This window comes from Moorena producens PAL-8-15-08-1 (genome assembly GCF_001767235.1).
Taxonomy (GTDB): Bacteria; Cyanobacteriota; Cyanobacteriia; order Cyanobacteriales; family Coleofasciculaceae; genus Moorena; species Moorena producens_A.
Window position 1 is genome coordinate 1758848 of the sequence record NZ_CP017599.1, and the last position, 15378, is coordinate 1774225.

Annotated in this window: 11 protein-coding genes; 8 read left to right on the forward strand and 3 right to left on the reverse strand. The window is 43.7% G+C overall.

The window, feature by feature from the left end; genetic code table 11:
* The first annotated feature begins 103 nt into the window (after window positions 1-103).
* Complete coding sequence (locus BJP34_RS06710; protein WP_070391674.1) at window positions 104-1261, forward strand: glycosyltransferase family 4 protein; 1158 nt, start codon at window positions 104-106, stop codon at window positions 1259-1261.
* Between the two features lie 142 nt (window positions 1262-1403).
* On the forward strand, window positions 1404-3440 hold the full coding sequence (locus tag BJP34_RS06715; protein WP_070391675.1) for an ABC transporter ATP-binding protein: 2037 nt from the start codon (window positions 1404-1406) through the stop codon (window positions 3438-3440).
* A gap of 125 nt (window positions 3441-3565) precedes the next feature.
* Here BJP34_RS06715 and BJP34_RS06720 read toward each other — a convergent pair whose 3' ends face one another.
* Both BJP34_RS06720 and BJP34_RS06725 read right to left on the reverse strand, forming a co-directional pair.
* A complete protein-coding gene (locus BJP34_RS06720; RefSeq protein WP_070391676.1) occupies window positions 3566-4081 on the reverse strand; it encodes a hypothetical protein in 516 nt (171 codons plus the stop codon).
* Window positions 4082-4135: 54 nt separating this feature from the next.
* Window positions 4136-5998, reverse strand: a complete 1863-nt coding sequence (locus tag BJP34_RS06725; protein ID WP_083305036.1) for a S8 family serine peptidase — start codon at window positions 5996-5998, stop codon at window positions 4136-4138.
* Between the two features lie 274 nt (window positions 5999-6272).
* Here BJP34_RS06725 and BJP34_RS06730 point away from each other — a divergent pair, with 274 nt between their 5' ends.
* The 3 genes from BJP34_RS06730 (at window position 6273) to BJP34_RS06735 (ending at window position 9796) form a co-directional block, all read left to right on the forward strand.
* Window positions 6273-8720: a GH116 family glycosyl hydrolase gene (locus tag BJP34_RS06730; protein ID WP_070391678.1), complete on the forward strand. Its 2448-nt coding sequence runs from the start codon at window positions 6273-6275 to the stop codon at window positions 8718-8720.
* 656 nt (window positions 8721-9376) lie between these two features.
* On the forward strand, window positions 9377-9538 hold the full coding sequence (locus BJP34_RS42615) for a hypothetical protein (RefSeq protein WP_158517054.1): 162 nt from the start codon (window positions 9377-9379) through the stop codon (window positions 9536-9538).
* A 12-nt stretch (window positions 9539-9550) separates the two neighbouring features.
* Window positions 9551-9796, forward strand: coding sequence for a DUF4278 domain-containing protein (locus tag BJP34_RS06735; protein WP_070391679.1), 246 nt, complete (start codon window positions 9551-9553; stop codon window positions 9794-9796).
* A 683-nt stretch (window positions 9797-10479) separates the two neighbouring features.
* Here BJP34_RS06735 and BJP34_RS42620 read toward each other — a convergent pair.
* Window positions 10480-10629, reverse strand: a complete 150-nt coding sequence (locus BJP34_RS42620) for a hypothetical protein (protein WP_158517055.1) — start codon at window positions 10627-10629, stop codon at window positions 10480-10482.
* A 611-nt stretch (window positions 10630-11240) separates the two neighbouring features.
* Here BJP34_RS42620 and BJP34_RS06750 point away from each other — a divergent pair.
* The 3 genes from BJP34_RS06750 (at window position 11241) to BJP34_RS06755 (ending at window position 15307) form a co-directional block, all read left to right on the forward strand.
* Window positions 11241-11993 (forward strand): hypothetical protein, encoded by a 753-nt coding sequence (locus BJP34_RS06750; protein WP_324611027.1) that lies wholly within the window; start codon window positions 11241-11243, stop codon window positions 11991-11993.
* Window positions 11994-12353: 360 nt separating this feature from the next.
* Window positions 12354-12665, forward strand: coding sequence for a hypothetical protein (locus tag BJP34_RS42625; protein ID WP_158517056.1), 312 nt, complete (start codon window positions 12354-12356; stop codon window positions 12663-12665).
* 134 nt (window positions 12666-12799) lie between these two features.
* Entirely contained in the window at window positions 12800-15307 is a 2508-nt protein-coding gene (locus BJP34_RS06755) for a serine/threonine-protein kinase (protein ID WP_070391683.1), read from the forward strand.
* The last annotated feature ends 71 nt before the right edge of the window (window positions 15308-15378 follow it).

The following is a 15378-nucleotide window of genomic DNA, read 5'->3' on the forward strand; positions in this document are numbered from 1 at the left end:
TAGTGCGTGGTAATTGGGATATCTTGCTAAACCCAAGGGGACTCATCACTTTCACACGAGAAGTTGATCACCATGTATCGTGTACCAGTTTTATCGAAATCGGATGAACAAAAAAGTTTCCCTAGTTGTTAGTGACTTGTCCGGTGGTGGTGCTATCCGGGCATTTTTGCTAGGACAAGTCCTGAAAAAGCTCAACTATGCCATAGAGATTGTGGGATTTATGTTTGGGAAGGAGTTATATGCCACTCCTCCCTCTGGTTTTACCATTACTTCCGTCCCTGGTGGTAAATATCCTGGAGTCTTAACCGCTGCCCGAGACCTGTTAAAAAAGATAGATGGCGATATTATCTATGCCGTAAAACCCAAACCCACCAGTTTTGGTCTGTCTCTGCTGAAAAAGTTTACTAGCCGTCGTCCAATCATACTGGATATGGATGATTGGGAACTAAGTTGGTATGGTGGCGACCAATGGCAGTATCGTCCGAGTCTTAAACAGTTCGGTAGGGATATTCTTACCAAAGATGGTCAATTGAAATATCCAGACCATCCCCTCTATATCAAATGGCTAGAAAAGTTTGTCAATTATGCTGACGCTATCACTATAGATACTCAGTTTCTCAAGGAACGCTTCGGTGGTGTCTATCTATCCAATGGTAAAGATACCGATCTGTTTGACCCGGAGCAGTATCACCCAGAACTCAGCCGCAAGCGTTATGGGTTATCGGAGTATCGGGTATTAATGTTTCCTGGTGCGCCACGACCCCACAAAGGAGTTGAAGATATTTTAGTAGCGCTAGAGTATCTCAATCAGCCAGACTTAAGATTGGTGATTGTCGGAGGCAGTCCCTATGATGATTATGATCAACAACTCATTAAAAAATGGGGACGTTGGATTCTTAAATTGCCCAGAACCCCAGTCGAAGAAATGCCAGAGGTTCTGTCAGCAGCTCATATTGTGGTGGTTCCCCAGCGAGATACTCTGGCGGCTAGAGCTCAGTTTCCCTTAAAATTGACAGATGGTATGGCAATGGCTAAGCCAGTTTTGTCTACCCGTGTTGGGGATATCCCAACAATTTTAGGTGATACCGGTTATCTGGTTGAGCCTAGTTCGCCACAACAACTAGCTGAGGCGATTCAACAGGTATTTCAGAATCTAGATGCTGCCAATCATAAAGGACTTCAAGCCAGGGAGCTATGCGTAAAGTACCATAGTGTTGATGCCATGGCGGCAGTTCTTGCAGATGTTATTGCTGATTTATAATCTGCTAAGCTGTTCAACATATAATTTGGCTCACTAAGTAAAAGCTTTTTTGTTGACTGTTTATGCTTGAATAGAGCATACGTAAGTCTTCCCCTATACCAACAGTCAACAGTCAACACTCAACAATAAAGAAACAGTAATCATGTCTCCTAATCGATTACTCCTAAGCTACGCACTACGGCATCCGACCTGGATTGTATTGACTGTCCTGCTGGGATTTTCCAGTGCCATGTTTAATAGTGTTGGTACAACCATAATTGTGCCGTTAGTGCTGGAATTTTTAGGTCAAAAGAAACTAGAGCTAAGCAAAGCCCCGCCTATCATTCAGAAAACCATGGGTCTTTTTGAGGGCTTTGAAGGGGGCGATCGCTTGCTGATTATGGTACTTGTAGTTCTCTTAGCCATTGTCCTGAAAAATGTAGCTAACTATGTCAATATCTTAGTGTCTACCCATTTATCCAAAAAATTAATTAATACCTTTCGTAAAGAAGGGATTAAATTACTTCTGGATGTGGATCTAGATTTTTATGCCAAAACCAAAATTGGTGATATTATAAATCGGATTAGTCAAGAAATTGGTCGAGGTGCAAATGCCATTAAACTTGCCATTCAATTATTTACGACGGTAATCACAATTTTTGTATTTGTATTTCTTCTAATCTCGATTTCGTGGCAACTAACTATTGCAACAAGCATTCTATTACTTGGTGTATTCGTCATTAATCAATTTTTTGTTAAGCGCTCTAAAGAATTTGGTAAGGTTCTATCAGAAAAATCCCGAGGATATTCAGGAGCCTTACTGGAAATTTTAACGGGAATTAGGTTAATTAAATCAGTTAGTAGTGAACAAGATGAATATCAACGAATTGAAAAATTTATTGATGAACGTGAACAGGCTGAATTTAAATCTCAAGCTAATTTTGCGGCAATTAACCCCATTAATGAAGTCTCGGGAATATTGGCAATTTTAGCCATCGTCTTTGTGGGCAAAAATCTCCTGTTGAAAGATAGTTCAGCAGAAGAACTGGAAGCGATATCTACTGTTTTGGGGATTTATTTATTCTTACTATTCCGTTTGTTACCAGTAATCAGTCAGTTGAATGGCCAAAGAAGTCGGTTTGCTAATGTGTCTGCTAGTACAGCAATCGTGGCTGATTTTTTGCGGCGAGACAACAAACCGATCATGAGCAATGGCAAAAATATCTACACCAAGCTATCCCAAGAAATTCGCATTGAAAATCTCTCCTTTGCCTATCCTGGTCATCAGGATTCGGTACTCAATGGGGTGAATTTGTCGATTCCTAAAGGCACTACTATGGCATTGGTAGGTGCTTCCGGTGCCGGTAAGTCAACCTTGGCAGATTTGTTGCCACGATTTTATGACCCAGTTGAAGGACGAATCACTATCGATGGCACAGATTTGAAGGATTACGATATCAGTTCCCTCAGACAAGCGATGGGGGTTGTCAGTCAGGATACGTTTTTATTTAATAATTCGGTGCGCAACAATATTGCTTATGGAATGAAAGATGTTACCGAGGCAGATATTATTGCAGCAGCGAAACGAGCTAATGCCTATGAATTTATCATGCAATTACCCCAAGGGTTTGATACCAAAGTAGGCGATCGCGGTGTACTCTTATCCGGTGGACAACGCCAACGCATGGCCATTGCCCGGGCACTGCTGCGGAATCCAGATATTTTAATTTTAGATGAAGCAACCAGTGCCTTAGATACGGTTTCCGAACGGCTAGTACAACAAGCTATTGATGAACTCTGTCGCGATCGCACAACGGTAGTCATTGCTCACCGACTGTCCACGATCCAAAAAGCTCATCAAATCGTAGTTATGGACAAAGGGCAAGTGGTTGAGATTGGCACCCATGAAGAACTGCTTAAGAAGGAGGGTTACTACTCTCGTTTGTACAAGATGCAGTTTGAGCACAATAGCGATGGAGAGGTTAAAAATGTGGTCAAAAAGGAGTTAGTCAAGACCTCCCATGAAGTGCGAACTCACCTGACCCCAATGATTGTTTGCTTGCAGTTAGTGGTTAATGACCTAGTGGATAGCCCTCAGGAACGTCATGAATTAACTGAAGAAGCCTATCACTCAGCAGTTCGTCTGCTTAAAACCTTGGAGTATTTAGAAGAAAGCTCAGCGATAAAATCAATCGCCTGATTTGTGATCCCTTTTCTCTAAAATCTCTAAAAGGGATGCAACATAGGATTGTCGGGTCATTGGTAATCGGTAATTGGTTTGTAAGCATTCAGCTATCAACGATCCGTTGAATGCTTATTAGATAATTAATCATCATTTATGCTAATCGAACCAATCCAGATCTCGAAGCCATAACCCTCTGCACGCTGGTCAACTCGCTTACCAATCACCCTCACCTTGCGATTAACAAATCGATCCAATATCTCTTCTTCACGACTGGTGACGTAGACACTCAGGGTTTCTGCTTGAGTTTCAAGCTTTAAGGGCATATCTCGTGTATTGGGACCAACCCGCACAGGCGATGATTGCAAAACTCCTGTCAAAGTTATTTCAGGTTCTGGTCGTTCACGGTAAAAGGGCTTGTCCAGAAAAATTGTTAAAGTCTGTCTGTGGTTATCCATAATCGCTTGGGTGAGGGAGAGAGGGTCAGGTTTCACCAATCGCCTGTACCAAGGTGATACTGTTGATACTCTCAATGGTGTAGTTGAAGGTTTCCAGACGGTTGCCAAAACGTCTGAAGTGGTTCTATTGAGTTCACATCCAAGACAACCAGCGCCCAGGAAGATGATTGCTATGAGTAGGATCCAATAATTTGTTTGCATAACATTAATCTTCCTGTGTACTATGCGCTAGTAATATCTGCTATTAGTTACGGATTAGTTACGGATGTGGGATGCCCAGTAAACCATCTGGGAGCCTGTGGGGACATTAAATCCGCGAATCCGAATCTTCCAAGTACCAGGTGTCAGACTACCGGAAACCCTTGCTCGCTCAAATACACTCACGGCTGAGAAACCCCTGGCTCTTTCCGTTCCTGTGGGATCAATCAGGTGGATATCAATGTCGTTGTGAGCCTGAGATGCAGATTCGGGCCACCACAGTGCACCATCAAAATCTTTCTTGCCAGCAGCGACATTAATTGGAATGTCAATAGTCATTCCGTTGCCTACTACTACTTTACCCCAATTTGCCCAACCATTAGTTGCCATCTTTAGAGGACCAGCACCTTCTGTATTGTTATAGGGATAGGGATTCTGTCCGTAAAGAATCATGAAGGCGTAGGTTTGACCATTATCAAATGTTCCGAACTGTCGGAGCCAATTACGGGAAAGCATAGCAGCAGCGGCAGCGTAAGGAGTTGCCCCACTAGTTCCTCCAAACACCCTCAGAGCATTGTCGGAGACGTTACTAGCGGTTTCGCTAAATGTGGGAGTTTGGATGTCTGGCTTGTAGCGACCATCAGTAGCTGGACCACGACCCTGGCTATTGTACTGGGTCTGATCAGTTGTCATGAAGCCGCCGACTCCGATTACCTTGTGAGCAATTCCGGGAGAACGAACTGTGCTACTGCTAGGTCCAAAGTTGCCATTAGCAGATACAAAGATCACACCAGCATCATAAGCATTATCAGCAGCAGTCGCGATTGTTCCTGTTTCCGACTCGTTGGCTTGAATTTCTCCAACAAGTACTTTGTCAAACAGAGCAATTCCTCTTTGAATGGCCCGAAGGGTAGCAGTGGTATTGAGACCAAAGTTGCTATAGATGTTCCAACTGTCTAGCCGTATTCCAGTCGCACCCCGATAAGCATTCCCCAATCGATTGTTACCACTGATAATGGCGGCGGAGCTAGTTCCGTGATTCCAGAAAGTGTCAAAGGGGTCGTAGCCAGGGTTTGAAGTATCGTTGCAGTTTGGACCACCGTTAACGCAATCTCGTACTAAGGCAATATTACTTGGGGAGTTGAAGAGGACATGGGTGCGTCTGATTCCAGTGTCGAGAAGACCAATCCAAGGTTGAGTTAGTCCCAGATTGAAGTAGGGATCGGATACAATTAGACGTCTACCGTCATCAACATCGTTGTTGCTAATAGAGTCCGGTGGCTTTTCCCCTCCTTCTACTGGTTGAATGTAAGCAACATCTTGGGATTCAACCAACTGGTTAATCTTGCCAATCTCTGTCTTTCCAGCCACAGCATTGACAATCCAAAAGTGTTCAGTTGGTTTAAATTTACGGAATGCCTGGTTCTTTCTAATTAGATTCAACTGGGATTTAGTTCTTGCTGCTTTGAGCTCTTCAATTGCCTTGTGGCGTCGCGTACCTCGCTCTCGACGCTTCTCCCCTTCCCCTAATTCTGGCATGAGGGGAATTCGCCGGTCTTCCTTGAAAGTAACAATGACTTCAATATCATCATTCGGTCTCTTAATCTGGCGCAACCGCTCTAGGCCTGGGCTGATCTTTGAGGTCGGGCCAAGTTTACCGATGTCAGGTTTCGTTTCTATGGGAAATTTCACCTTGTAGATATTCTGGTCTGGGATAACACTGCTTTTAAAGTCAGTAAACGAACCAGTCTTAGGAATAAACACGGAATTGATAGTGTTAGCCCGGTCTACCGGTACTTGGTAAGGATTGTAAAACTCACCACTGATGGTTTGCTTGCCCTCACCCTTTACCATTAACGGGAACATTAAGGAAATGAGCAAACCTCCCGTCAACAAGAAAAAGCTTTTTCTCGTTACCATTTTGTTTTCCCTCGCGATCACTTAGAGAAATTTTTTGGAATTTACAGACCAGGACTATTGAAACAGTCAAGTTTGATTGTCAAGTTTGACTGTCAAGTTTGACTACAGCAGCTATAGTACTTAGCAACATGTTGTGATCCTGCTCTATTGATCTATCTGGAGAAGATCATGATTTTTACACCAAGTGGGCTGGATTTGTTGTAAATGTTTACAATAAAGTGTTGGCTTGATCGATAGTTAATCGATAGTTAGGTGAGCATTTAAAAATCAGGGAATGATCTATCAACCACCACGTCCAAAAATTCCTGAGTGTAGCTGGCAACGCCCCCTGGGACTAGGCTGGGATAACCCTTATACTGTCCGTTACCCAAGTAATCTTGATGATGGTCCCTGGCACGGCATGCCCTTGGGTGGATTTGGGGCTGGTTGTATTGGTCGCTCTCCCCGAGGAGATTTTAATTTATGGCACTTGGATGGGGGAGAACACATCTTTAAAAGCCTCCCCCCTTGTCAATTTAGTGTATTTGAACAACCAGAGCATTCTCAGCCGATGGCTTATGGGTTATGCACTCAACCACCAGAGGATGGTAAGCTAGGCTCTTGGCAATGGTATCCAACACAAGGCAAAGGTGAGGAAAACAGCTCAGAGGTTTCTGGTCACTACTATGCTTTGTATCCTCGCAGTTGGTTTACCTATAAAAATGTCTTTCAGACTGAACTAACCTGTGAACAGTTTTCTCCGATTTGGGCAGGATGTTATCAGGAAAGTAGTTACCCAGTGGCGGTGTTTGAGTGGACGGCTCACAACCCTACTGATACTCCCATTACCGTTAGCATCATGCTCACTTGGCAGAATATGGTGGGTTGGTTTACGAATGGGATTAAAAATCCAGAGGTGCGGGTAAGGGATGATGGCAGTCCGGTGTATGAGTACCAGCCTCGGTGGGGAGATAGTACCGGGAATTTGAATCAGTGGGTTGTGGATCACTATCGGCTCGGATTTGTTCTAGACCGGGTGAGACTGGGGGATGAGATTAAAGAAGGGGAAGGGCAATTGTGCCTGGCTACAGTTACTAATCCCAGTATGGAGGTGTTTTACCACGGTCGCTGGAATCCAGTTGGTGATGGTGCTGAGGTTTGGGATACCTTTGCTACGGATGGTAGCTTGGTAGACCATCAAGATGAAACTCCAGCGGCACCAGGAGAACAAATTGCGTGCGCGATCGCAATTCGCTTTACCCTTCGTCCAGGTAAAACCCGCAAAATTCCTTTTATTCTGACTTGGGACTTCCCGGTGACAGAATTTAAATTAGGTATTAACTATTACCGGAGATACACGGACTTTTTTGGACGCAACGGTAATAATGGCTGGTCAATGGTGCGCACTGCTCTCAAGCACCATGATCTGTGGCGAGAACAAATTGAATCATGGCAAGAACCGATTTTAAATCAGCAGGATTTACCCAATTGGTTCAAGATGGCCTTGTTTAATGAGCTGTACTTGCTCACCGATGGCGGTACTCTCTGGACAGCAGCAACTGAACTTGACCCAATTGGACAGTTTGGTGTATTGGAATGTCTAGATTACCGTTGGTACGAAAGCCTGGATGTGCGGCTCTATGGTTCTTTTGCCCTAGCAATGCTGTGGCCGAAACTGGATAAAGCGGTGCTAGAAGCCTTTGCCCGAGCTATCCCGACCAGCGATGAAACACTGCGTATTATTGGCTACAATCAATCTCAAGCTGTACGTAAAATTGCGGATGCTACGCCCCATGACCTAGGAGCTCCCAATGAGCATCCTTGGCAACAGACCAATTATACTAGCTACCAGGATTGTAACCAGTGGAAAGATTTAGCTAGTGACTTTGTCTTACAAGTCTATCGGGATTTTGGTTTCTCTAGCGCTACAGATATAGAGTTTTTGTGGGAGTGCTGGTCATCCATTGTCAAGGCACTGGCTTATCTCAAGGGGTTTGACCAAGATGGAGATGGCATACCAGAAAACTATGGCGCACCAGATCAGACCTTTGATGATTGGCGATTGCAGGGAGTAAGTGCTTACTGTGGGGGGTTGTGGTTAGCGGCTTTGGAGAGTGCGATCGCAATTGGAGAAATTTTGACCAAGAATTATCCACCAACATCTCCATTAATCGAAGTACCAGAGCTAGAGTCCATTCAAGACACCATTGAGTGCTATCGCCAATGGTTAGCACAAGCCCAACCAATTTATCAAGAAAAGCTGTGGAATGGGCAGTACTATCAACTAGATAGTGAAAGTGGCTCACATGTGGTGATGGCAGACCAGTTATGTGGTCAATTTTATGCTCAGTTACTGGGATTACCGGATATTGTACCACCAGAGTGTACTCTCTCAGCCCTCAAAACTGTGTATGATGCCTGTTTTTTAAAGTTCCATGAGGGTCAACTGGGAGCAGTTAATGGAGTCAGACCCGATGGCACACCAGAAGACCCCGATGCGACTCATCCGATGGAAGTGTGGACAGGAATTAATTTTGGATTAGCAGCATTTCTGATTCAGCAAGGCATGAAGGATGAAGCTTTACGTATGACTGAAGCAGTCGTAGGGCAGGTTTATGATCATGGCTTGCAATTTAGGACACCAGAAGCGATTACAGCAGCAGGGACATTCCGGGCTAGTCACTATTTGCGAGCCATGGGGATTTGGGCAGTTTATTTAATGCTTAACGATAATACCAACTAGAAAAAGACAGGTAATGGCGGGGGTTGTGTACCCTTAGTTATGGCATTAGTGATGGGATGCTCCTTGGCCTTGGCCTATTGGCCACGCGGGGCGCGTTTGGGCCACGCGGGGCGCGTTTGGAGCCGCTACGCGACCGCAACTGCCACACTATCAGCAAAATGGGCTAATCAGTGGTTTCTCAGGTGCGACCCGTGGCGAATTTAATTCTTAATGGGTCAAGCGCACCTAAACAAAACATCCCATAGCCAAATTTTCTAATGTCCTGATTATCAACTAACCAATAAGAAGGTAGGTAAGGGAGCAAGCCTGATTGACAGTCCAAGCTACAGAAGCTTGGGTATCATCAGGATGATAGTTAATTTTATTGCTGTTTCGGTAAATTTTTTACCTGGTTGAGTGACTTTTTCTCTGCCAGAGATTATTTTAACATAGTGAAACCAACCTTGGCAATAATTTGCTTTGGTTTCGCTACTCCTCAACTGCTCTCTACATAAAATCAAGGGTTTTAGGAGTAAAGTCAGTCAACCAGATTTGTTACTTATAACCATTGAGCTATCAGCACTTCAACAGTCAGTTTTTAAATAAATGAAAACTTACAAATTTGGCTGAGGGGAGCGAGTATATGAGTTATCTTCCACAACCTTGGCCTTGGCCTATTGGCCACGCGGGGCGCGTTTGGGCCACGCTACGCGAACAATCAGCGGATAGCTGATAGCTCTAGGCTGAATGCTTACTGTTCCGTTAGTCTAACTTTCGGGAATTATCTAAGTATAGCCTCTGACTTGGAGTGGTCAATGACAGATAAAACAAACAATTAAGAGGATCAAATCATGAAATTCACTTACCGTGGTATTACCTATGAAAATGAACCGGTAACTTTTGAGATGAAATCAGAAAAAATTGTTGGTAAGTATCGTGGTGTCCGTTGGCGACAGCCAAAGCTCAACGGTGTGCTTTTACCGGAAGCGATCGCCAAATTAAAGTATCGTGGGGCATATTATCTTCACGTTCTTTGGGGTAAACCAATTGATTTTACTAAGCAACGTTACGGAGTTAAGCATCCTTGTTCTAAATAGCTAAGCTATTGGCTTGTCCTGCATCAGCTATAGCGCCAATTGGCTTTAGCTGAATGCTTAAATACATAAGCTATAGAGTGTCTTGAAATTTTTACTTAAGTTAGGGGGTAATCCATCATCGCAACACTATTACTAAAGTAAGGCAAAAGGCTTTCATGGGTTACCCAAATTGCTACAATACTTTACACAATACTATAGATGCTTTAAATGCCTTCCTGTAGGTAGGGCTGTTTCAAAATTTAATAAGTTAACGATTATTGGAGATAGGGGGATAGGGGGATAGGGGGATAGGTAAATAAACTAAAATTTCCCTAAAAATCAGCCAATTTAGTCATTAAAATCTGACAAATTAGTTGGGAGGAAGCAACTCCAATGACTAACAATTCGTGATTCGGCCTTCGAGGAGGGTTAGATAAATTTGGCCAAAATTCCGACTATTCGCGCTCCTTTTCTCCCCATCTCCCCATCTCCCCATCTCCCCATCTCCCCATCTATTTTTGGCGAGAATGAAACAGCCCTGCTTCCTGTAGAGGGGCGGAAAGCCCGTTATATCCTTGGGACGCTTCTGAAACAAGAAAACCTCTGGATGATTGATTCAGCTAGTGCGTCTCCTTATAGCTAGAAACTGGTGGCCAACACCAGGTTATGATATAGATTAGTAGCCAAAGACTAACTAATCGAAACTAATAACCTAATAACCGATGGATGGATATGGCTGGAAGCTCCACCCCTGCACCGGACAACGGAAGTTCAGTAGCACTCTTTCTCAGGAGAAGGACAAAGGCTTCCGTTCGCGTAGCGTGGCCCAAAGGCCATAAGAAAGTAAAAAACATTGTCAACAAGTCGAATTATGGAGCTAAGATAAAGGCAGAAAAACTTGCACCAATTCTAATAGGTGCCCTTGACCATGGCGAATTAAATTCGCCACGGGTCGCACCTGAGCATGGCAAACTGATCACCGCTCCTGCAAAATCGACACTCCAATACACTCCCTCTGGTTCCTTAGAAACCGTGCCTTCAACGTCTTCAATCAGGATAAAAAGCAGAAGTCACTCGGCGAAGGAATTAGTCACAAGGTCTTTTACAACAGTCTTCTGGAAGTAAAACGGACACATCAACCTCAAAGGTAACTAAAAGGGAATAAGTCCCCCTAGGATCGAGGCCTAACCTATTGGAGTTAGATAAAATCTAAGCTCTATGATAGAGTAAAATTAAAAATCGTAGGCAAAACAACCTATCAAATACAAACCTATATTTAGATACTGCGAATTAGCATTTGTCTTATGACTAACTGATTCAGAAGCGAATAGTAGCAGGTGCTTACAAATTTTTTCCGATATCCACCCTAAGGTAATACTAGTTAAGAGGTTTTGCGTTTTATTCGATAGTAATTATGTCCCATCATCTCATCTTCAGAGAATCACGGACTCAGGTTTATGTACCTGTGAAAATTGCATCCTCACCTCCATCTACCAATCCCAAGACTTCTGTCTCTGCTGGGCAACTGGGGAGTTTGAATCATTGGATGTTTGTGTCTATTGGACTAGCTTTAGTGGTGATTGGATTAGTGCTGTATGGTAAGCTCCAATTCAAGGATAAGGACAAAAAGCTGAAATTGGAGCAGTATAAAACTGCTGATCTTAGGAAAAAGTTAAAGCTGGCGCTTAATACTATCCGGAAAATGGAATCCAATCCTGATTTGGTTCACTCGCGGGAATTTAATCTGGACTACCTCAGAATGCGAATGGAAGAAGAAGTATTCCACTTTGCAGTTATCAATCAAATTAAAATTAGAATAAAACAGTTAATCAGTATAGCATTACGACCTACTCAAGACTCTAGAAATGTTATCGGTGTTGCTAGTACGTCAGGTCGTCAAATTAATGAAACATTTGATGTTAAGTACGAAACAGAAATTCGAGGTAAACGCAGTGTGGGAGTGCTTTTCCGCATTCAAGTTAAATTAATGAAATTACCCACTCAACGCACCTCGGCAACCGTTAGCCAAATTATTGACTGTATAGAAACATTTCTTAGTCCAGATGCAGAAAATGATACCTGGCAACCAACAATTCAAGGACGTATTGTTTGCATGCGTTGGGATCAAAAGGCAAAACCAACGCCATTATTAGTATTGGAACAATCTACTGAAGGGGTTAATGTGACTCTAAGAACCAAACGGGTTGGGATGACGTAATACCAATTTTATTCATAGTAGTTCTTAATGGTTTTAGGGAATAGGGAGTAGGGAGTAGGAAGTGTGGGGAGATGGGGAGATAGGGAGATGGGGAGATAAAATTGGTATTAGCAATTAGCCATTAGCCATTAGTCATTACTGATTACCAATTACCGATTACCAATTACCGATTTCCCAAGCTTTGTCTTGATGCAGCGCGGTCATGGGCACGTTGCTGAATTAAGGAATGAATGCGCAATCATCTGGTGCATGTTAAAGCCCCCTAAATCCCCCAATTTTGCGGGACGCAAGAACGTCTTATTCCCCCCAGAATTGGGGGGTTAGGGGGGCAAAACCATACCCAGAATCAGCAACGCCGTCATGGGGGAAACCACGGCAGTTGCTGGGGGAACGGCAGTCGCTCATGGTTTTGGGTCTGTGTGCGGACACAGGTTCCGCACCTGTCTTGATGCAGTCGCTCATGGGGGAAACCCCCTTTGGCGGCGCTGCATCGTTGTAAGCCCCGTGGAAACCCCCTTTGGCGGCGCTGCCTCCCCAAGACCGCACTGCCTCCCCAAGACCGCGCTGCCTCCCCAAGACCGCGCTGCACCGCTGCTCCCTGCTCCCTGTTCCCAGATCCGCTGTTCCCTTTGCTATATAGGGTGCCTTATTAAGGCACCCTACTATTTATAGAGTTTGGTTTCCAGTTTGAGGTAAGTCCTCTTTGGGTATTCCTTAACCAATTTTTTAAACAGGCTTTAATAATCTTTATGCAGCTAATAAATTGATTTCGATACTATAGATAATAAACGAGTAAAATACTCACAATGTTTATTAATCCTAGGGGGTGGTTCGGGAAGATTATTCCTTCCCATACACCAAATCAGTATACAGATATTTCTACAAAGAAAGATACATCATCACAGGATAACACTCCGTTAAAACCAGCTAGATTAGGTTTCCTACTAGCTGTTTTTTTTCCCCTATTCGGAGCAATTTCAACAGCTCGGGATGGGGAGGGAGTGCAACGGATGGAAAAACAAACCCAAACTTGGTTTTTCAAACTTAGGGGTCCGGTGACTGGCCCAGACAATATAGTGATTTTGGCAATTGATGAGGAGTCTCTGAATTTAAATCAATCCTATGATGATAATGATGAGTCTCAAGCACTAACTGATTTAGAACTTATCAAGAGCTGGCCCTGGAAACGAGCTGCTTATGCTAAAGCGATTGAGCGTGTAATGGCTGCTGGAGCTAAGTCTGTTGCCGTCAGTATTGTGTTAGATAGTCCCAGTAGTTACGGTAAGGCAGATGATCAACGGTTGAGAGAGGTGCTAGAAAATTATGGCGAAAAGGTTACTCTGGCCGCTATATATGATACTTACGAAACTGTTGAAGGTGAGGCTATCAAGCTAGTTAAGCCAAATTCTTTGTTTGAGACACCCCAGCTATCTGTAGGTTCGATTAATTATCCCATTGAGCCAGATGGCAGAATCTATCGTCTAGCCAATCAGTTTCCCAAAGTTTGGGCTAAGAATAATCCAGAATTGGCAGAAACATCTGATCAGCTGATTTTTACAGTACCTTCCTTTAATGAGGCTACCTTGGCAGCTGCTCAGGAATCAGGACTGAAGACGAAGCCCAAACCAGAGAATATTTTCTTCTACGGTTCGGATGCATTTAGATCTATTCCCTTCTGGTATGTCTTAGATGATAATCGCTGGCACACTCGCCTAGACGATGGTAAGTATTTCCAAGACAAGATTGTGTTAATTGGACCAACTGCTAGCTCATTACCAGATTTTCATCGGACTCCTGTGTCCGATAGAATGGCTGGGGTAGAAATCAATGCTAATGCGATCGCAACACTACTCGAAGGTCGTACCATTGTTCAAGCAATTCCCAATCCTATCCACAGAGGAGTGTTGATCTTCTTGGGGGTTAATGTCGTCAGGTACTTATTCAGTCGGATTAAGCGATGGCAAGTTTGCCTAGGCTGGACAGTGCTCGGGGTAATCACTTGGGGAGAAATCAGTTATCTATTTTTCGTGTATGAGGGGCTAATTTTGCCTACAGCAGTCCCTATAGTTAACATAACTCTCAGTGGTGTTTTCTGTAGCGCTATGGGAGCAATGCAAGACCTGAAGAATAAACAGCAACTACGCCAAACTCTCAAACATTACGTTTCTGCCCCCATTGTTCAAGAAATTATCTCTGGACAAGATGATTTACGCAATTTGCTGGAGGAAAGGGAAGAAGAACTATTTGCTACTAAGTTAAGTGGACGCTATCAAATCATCAAACGACTTAGTGCTGGAGGATTTGGCGAAACCTTTATTGCTGAAGACACCCAGCGACCGGGAAATCCGCACTGTGTGGTCAAACAGCTCAAACCTGCTAGCAATAATCCTCAACACTGGCAACTGGCTCGACGCTTATTTCAAACGGAAGCAGAAATTCTCGAAAAGTTGGGCAAACATCACCAAATCCCTGAGCTGTTAGCCTATTTTGATGAAAATCAAGAATTTTATCTAGTTGAAGAGTTTATTAAAGGTCATCCTCTCAGCGATGAGTTACCAGCGAAACCTATTCCTGAAGCCAACGTCATTGCCATAGTGGTAGATATTCTAAAGGTATTGCAGTTTGTCCACAGTCACAGTGTGATTCACCGAGATATTAAACCCGATAATCTAATTCGGCGCAAATCAGATCAGAAGCTGGTGCTAATTGACTTTGGCGCTGTTAAAGAAATTACTAATCAATTGCATTCAAGACGAAACCTGACTAATTTCACTGTCGCCATTGGTACTAAAGGTTATATGCCTAATGAACAAGCTGTGGGTAGTCCAAGATTTAACAGTGATATTTATGCTACAGGTATGATTGCTGTGCGATCGCTTACTGGCATAATTCCTAGCAAATTACCCACAGATCCCATAAGTGGAGACGTAATTTGGCTCGATAAGGCACAGGTCAGTCCTGAATTAGCTACAGTGGTCAACAAAATGGTGCGCTATAGCTTCCGAAGTCGCTACCAGTCCGCTGAGGAGGTATTAGAAGCACTGAAACCTTTAACCAAAACCTTGCCAACATTCTCGTTTAGTAGCCTTGATTCATCGGTAGCGCTAGAATCTGAGGCTTCCACCGTGCCAGCACCACAGAAAACCATGGTTGATAGTGACTGTTCGAGTTCACAGAAAACTGTTCCGTTGTCGGAATCTACCACAGTGCTAGAGGAGGAAACCATGGTTGATAGTGACTGTTCGAGTTCACAGAAAACTGTTTCGTTGTCGGAATCTACCACAGTGCTAGAGTCTAAGGAAACCTTATTCTAGTGATTATCCCTCTTCTGTCACTCTCCGAGCAGTAAAATAAGAGAATAAACAGATTGGGTAGCTCAAAAGTA

What these genes read in the sequence shown, in the direction of transcription:
- BJP34_RS06710 (WP_070391674.1), top strand. Translation starts at nt 104, where the DNA reads ATGAACAAAAAAGTTTCCCTAGTTGTTAGTGACTTGTCCGGTGGTGGT.
- BJP34_RS06715 (WP_070391675.1), top strand. Translation starts at nt 1,404, where the DNA reads ATGTCTCCTAATCGATTACTCCTAAGCTACGCACTACGGCATCCGACC.
- BJP34_RS06720 (WP_070391676.1), bottom strand. Translation starts at nt 4,081, where the DNA reads ATGCAAACAAATTATTGGATCCTACTCATAGCAATCATCTTCCTGGGC.
- BJP34_RS06725 (WP_083305036.1), bottom strand. Translation starts at nt 5,998, where the DNA reads ATGGTAACGAGAAAAAGCTTTTTCTTGTTGACGGGAGGTTTGCTCATT.
- BJP34_RS06730 (WP_070391678.1), top strand. Translation starts at nt 6,273, where the DNA reads ATGATCTATCAACCACCACGTCCAAAAATTCCTGAGTGTAGCTGGCAA.
- BJP34_RS06735 (WP_070391679.1), top strand. Translation starts at nt 9,551, where the DNA reads ATGAAATTCACTTACCGTGGTATTACCTATGAAAATGAACCGGTAACT.
- BJP34_RS42620 (WP_158517055.1), bottom strand. Translation starts at nt 10,629, where the DNA reads ATGTTTTTTACTTTCTTATGGCCTTTGGGCCACGCTACGCGAACGGAA.
- BJP34_RS42625 (WP_158517056.1), top strand. Translation starts at nt 12,354, where the DNA reads ATGGGGGAAACCACGGCAGTTGCTGGGGGAACGGCAGTCGCTCATGGT.
- BJP34_RS06755 (WP_070391683.1), top strand. Translation starts at nt 12,800, where the DNA reads ATGTTTATTAATCCTAGGGGGTGGTTCGGGAAGATTATTCCTTCCCAT.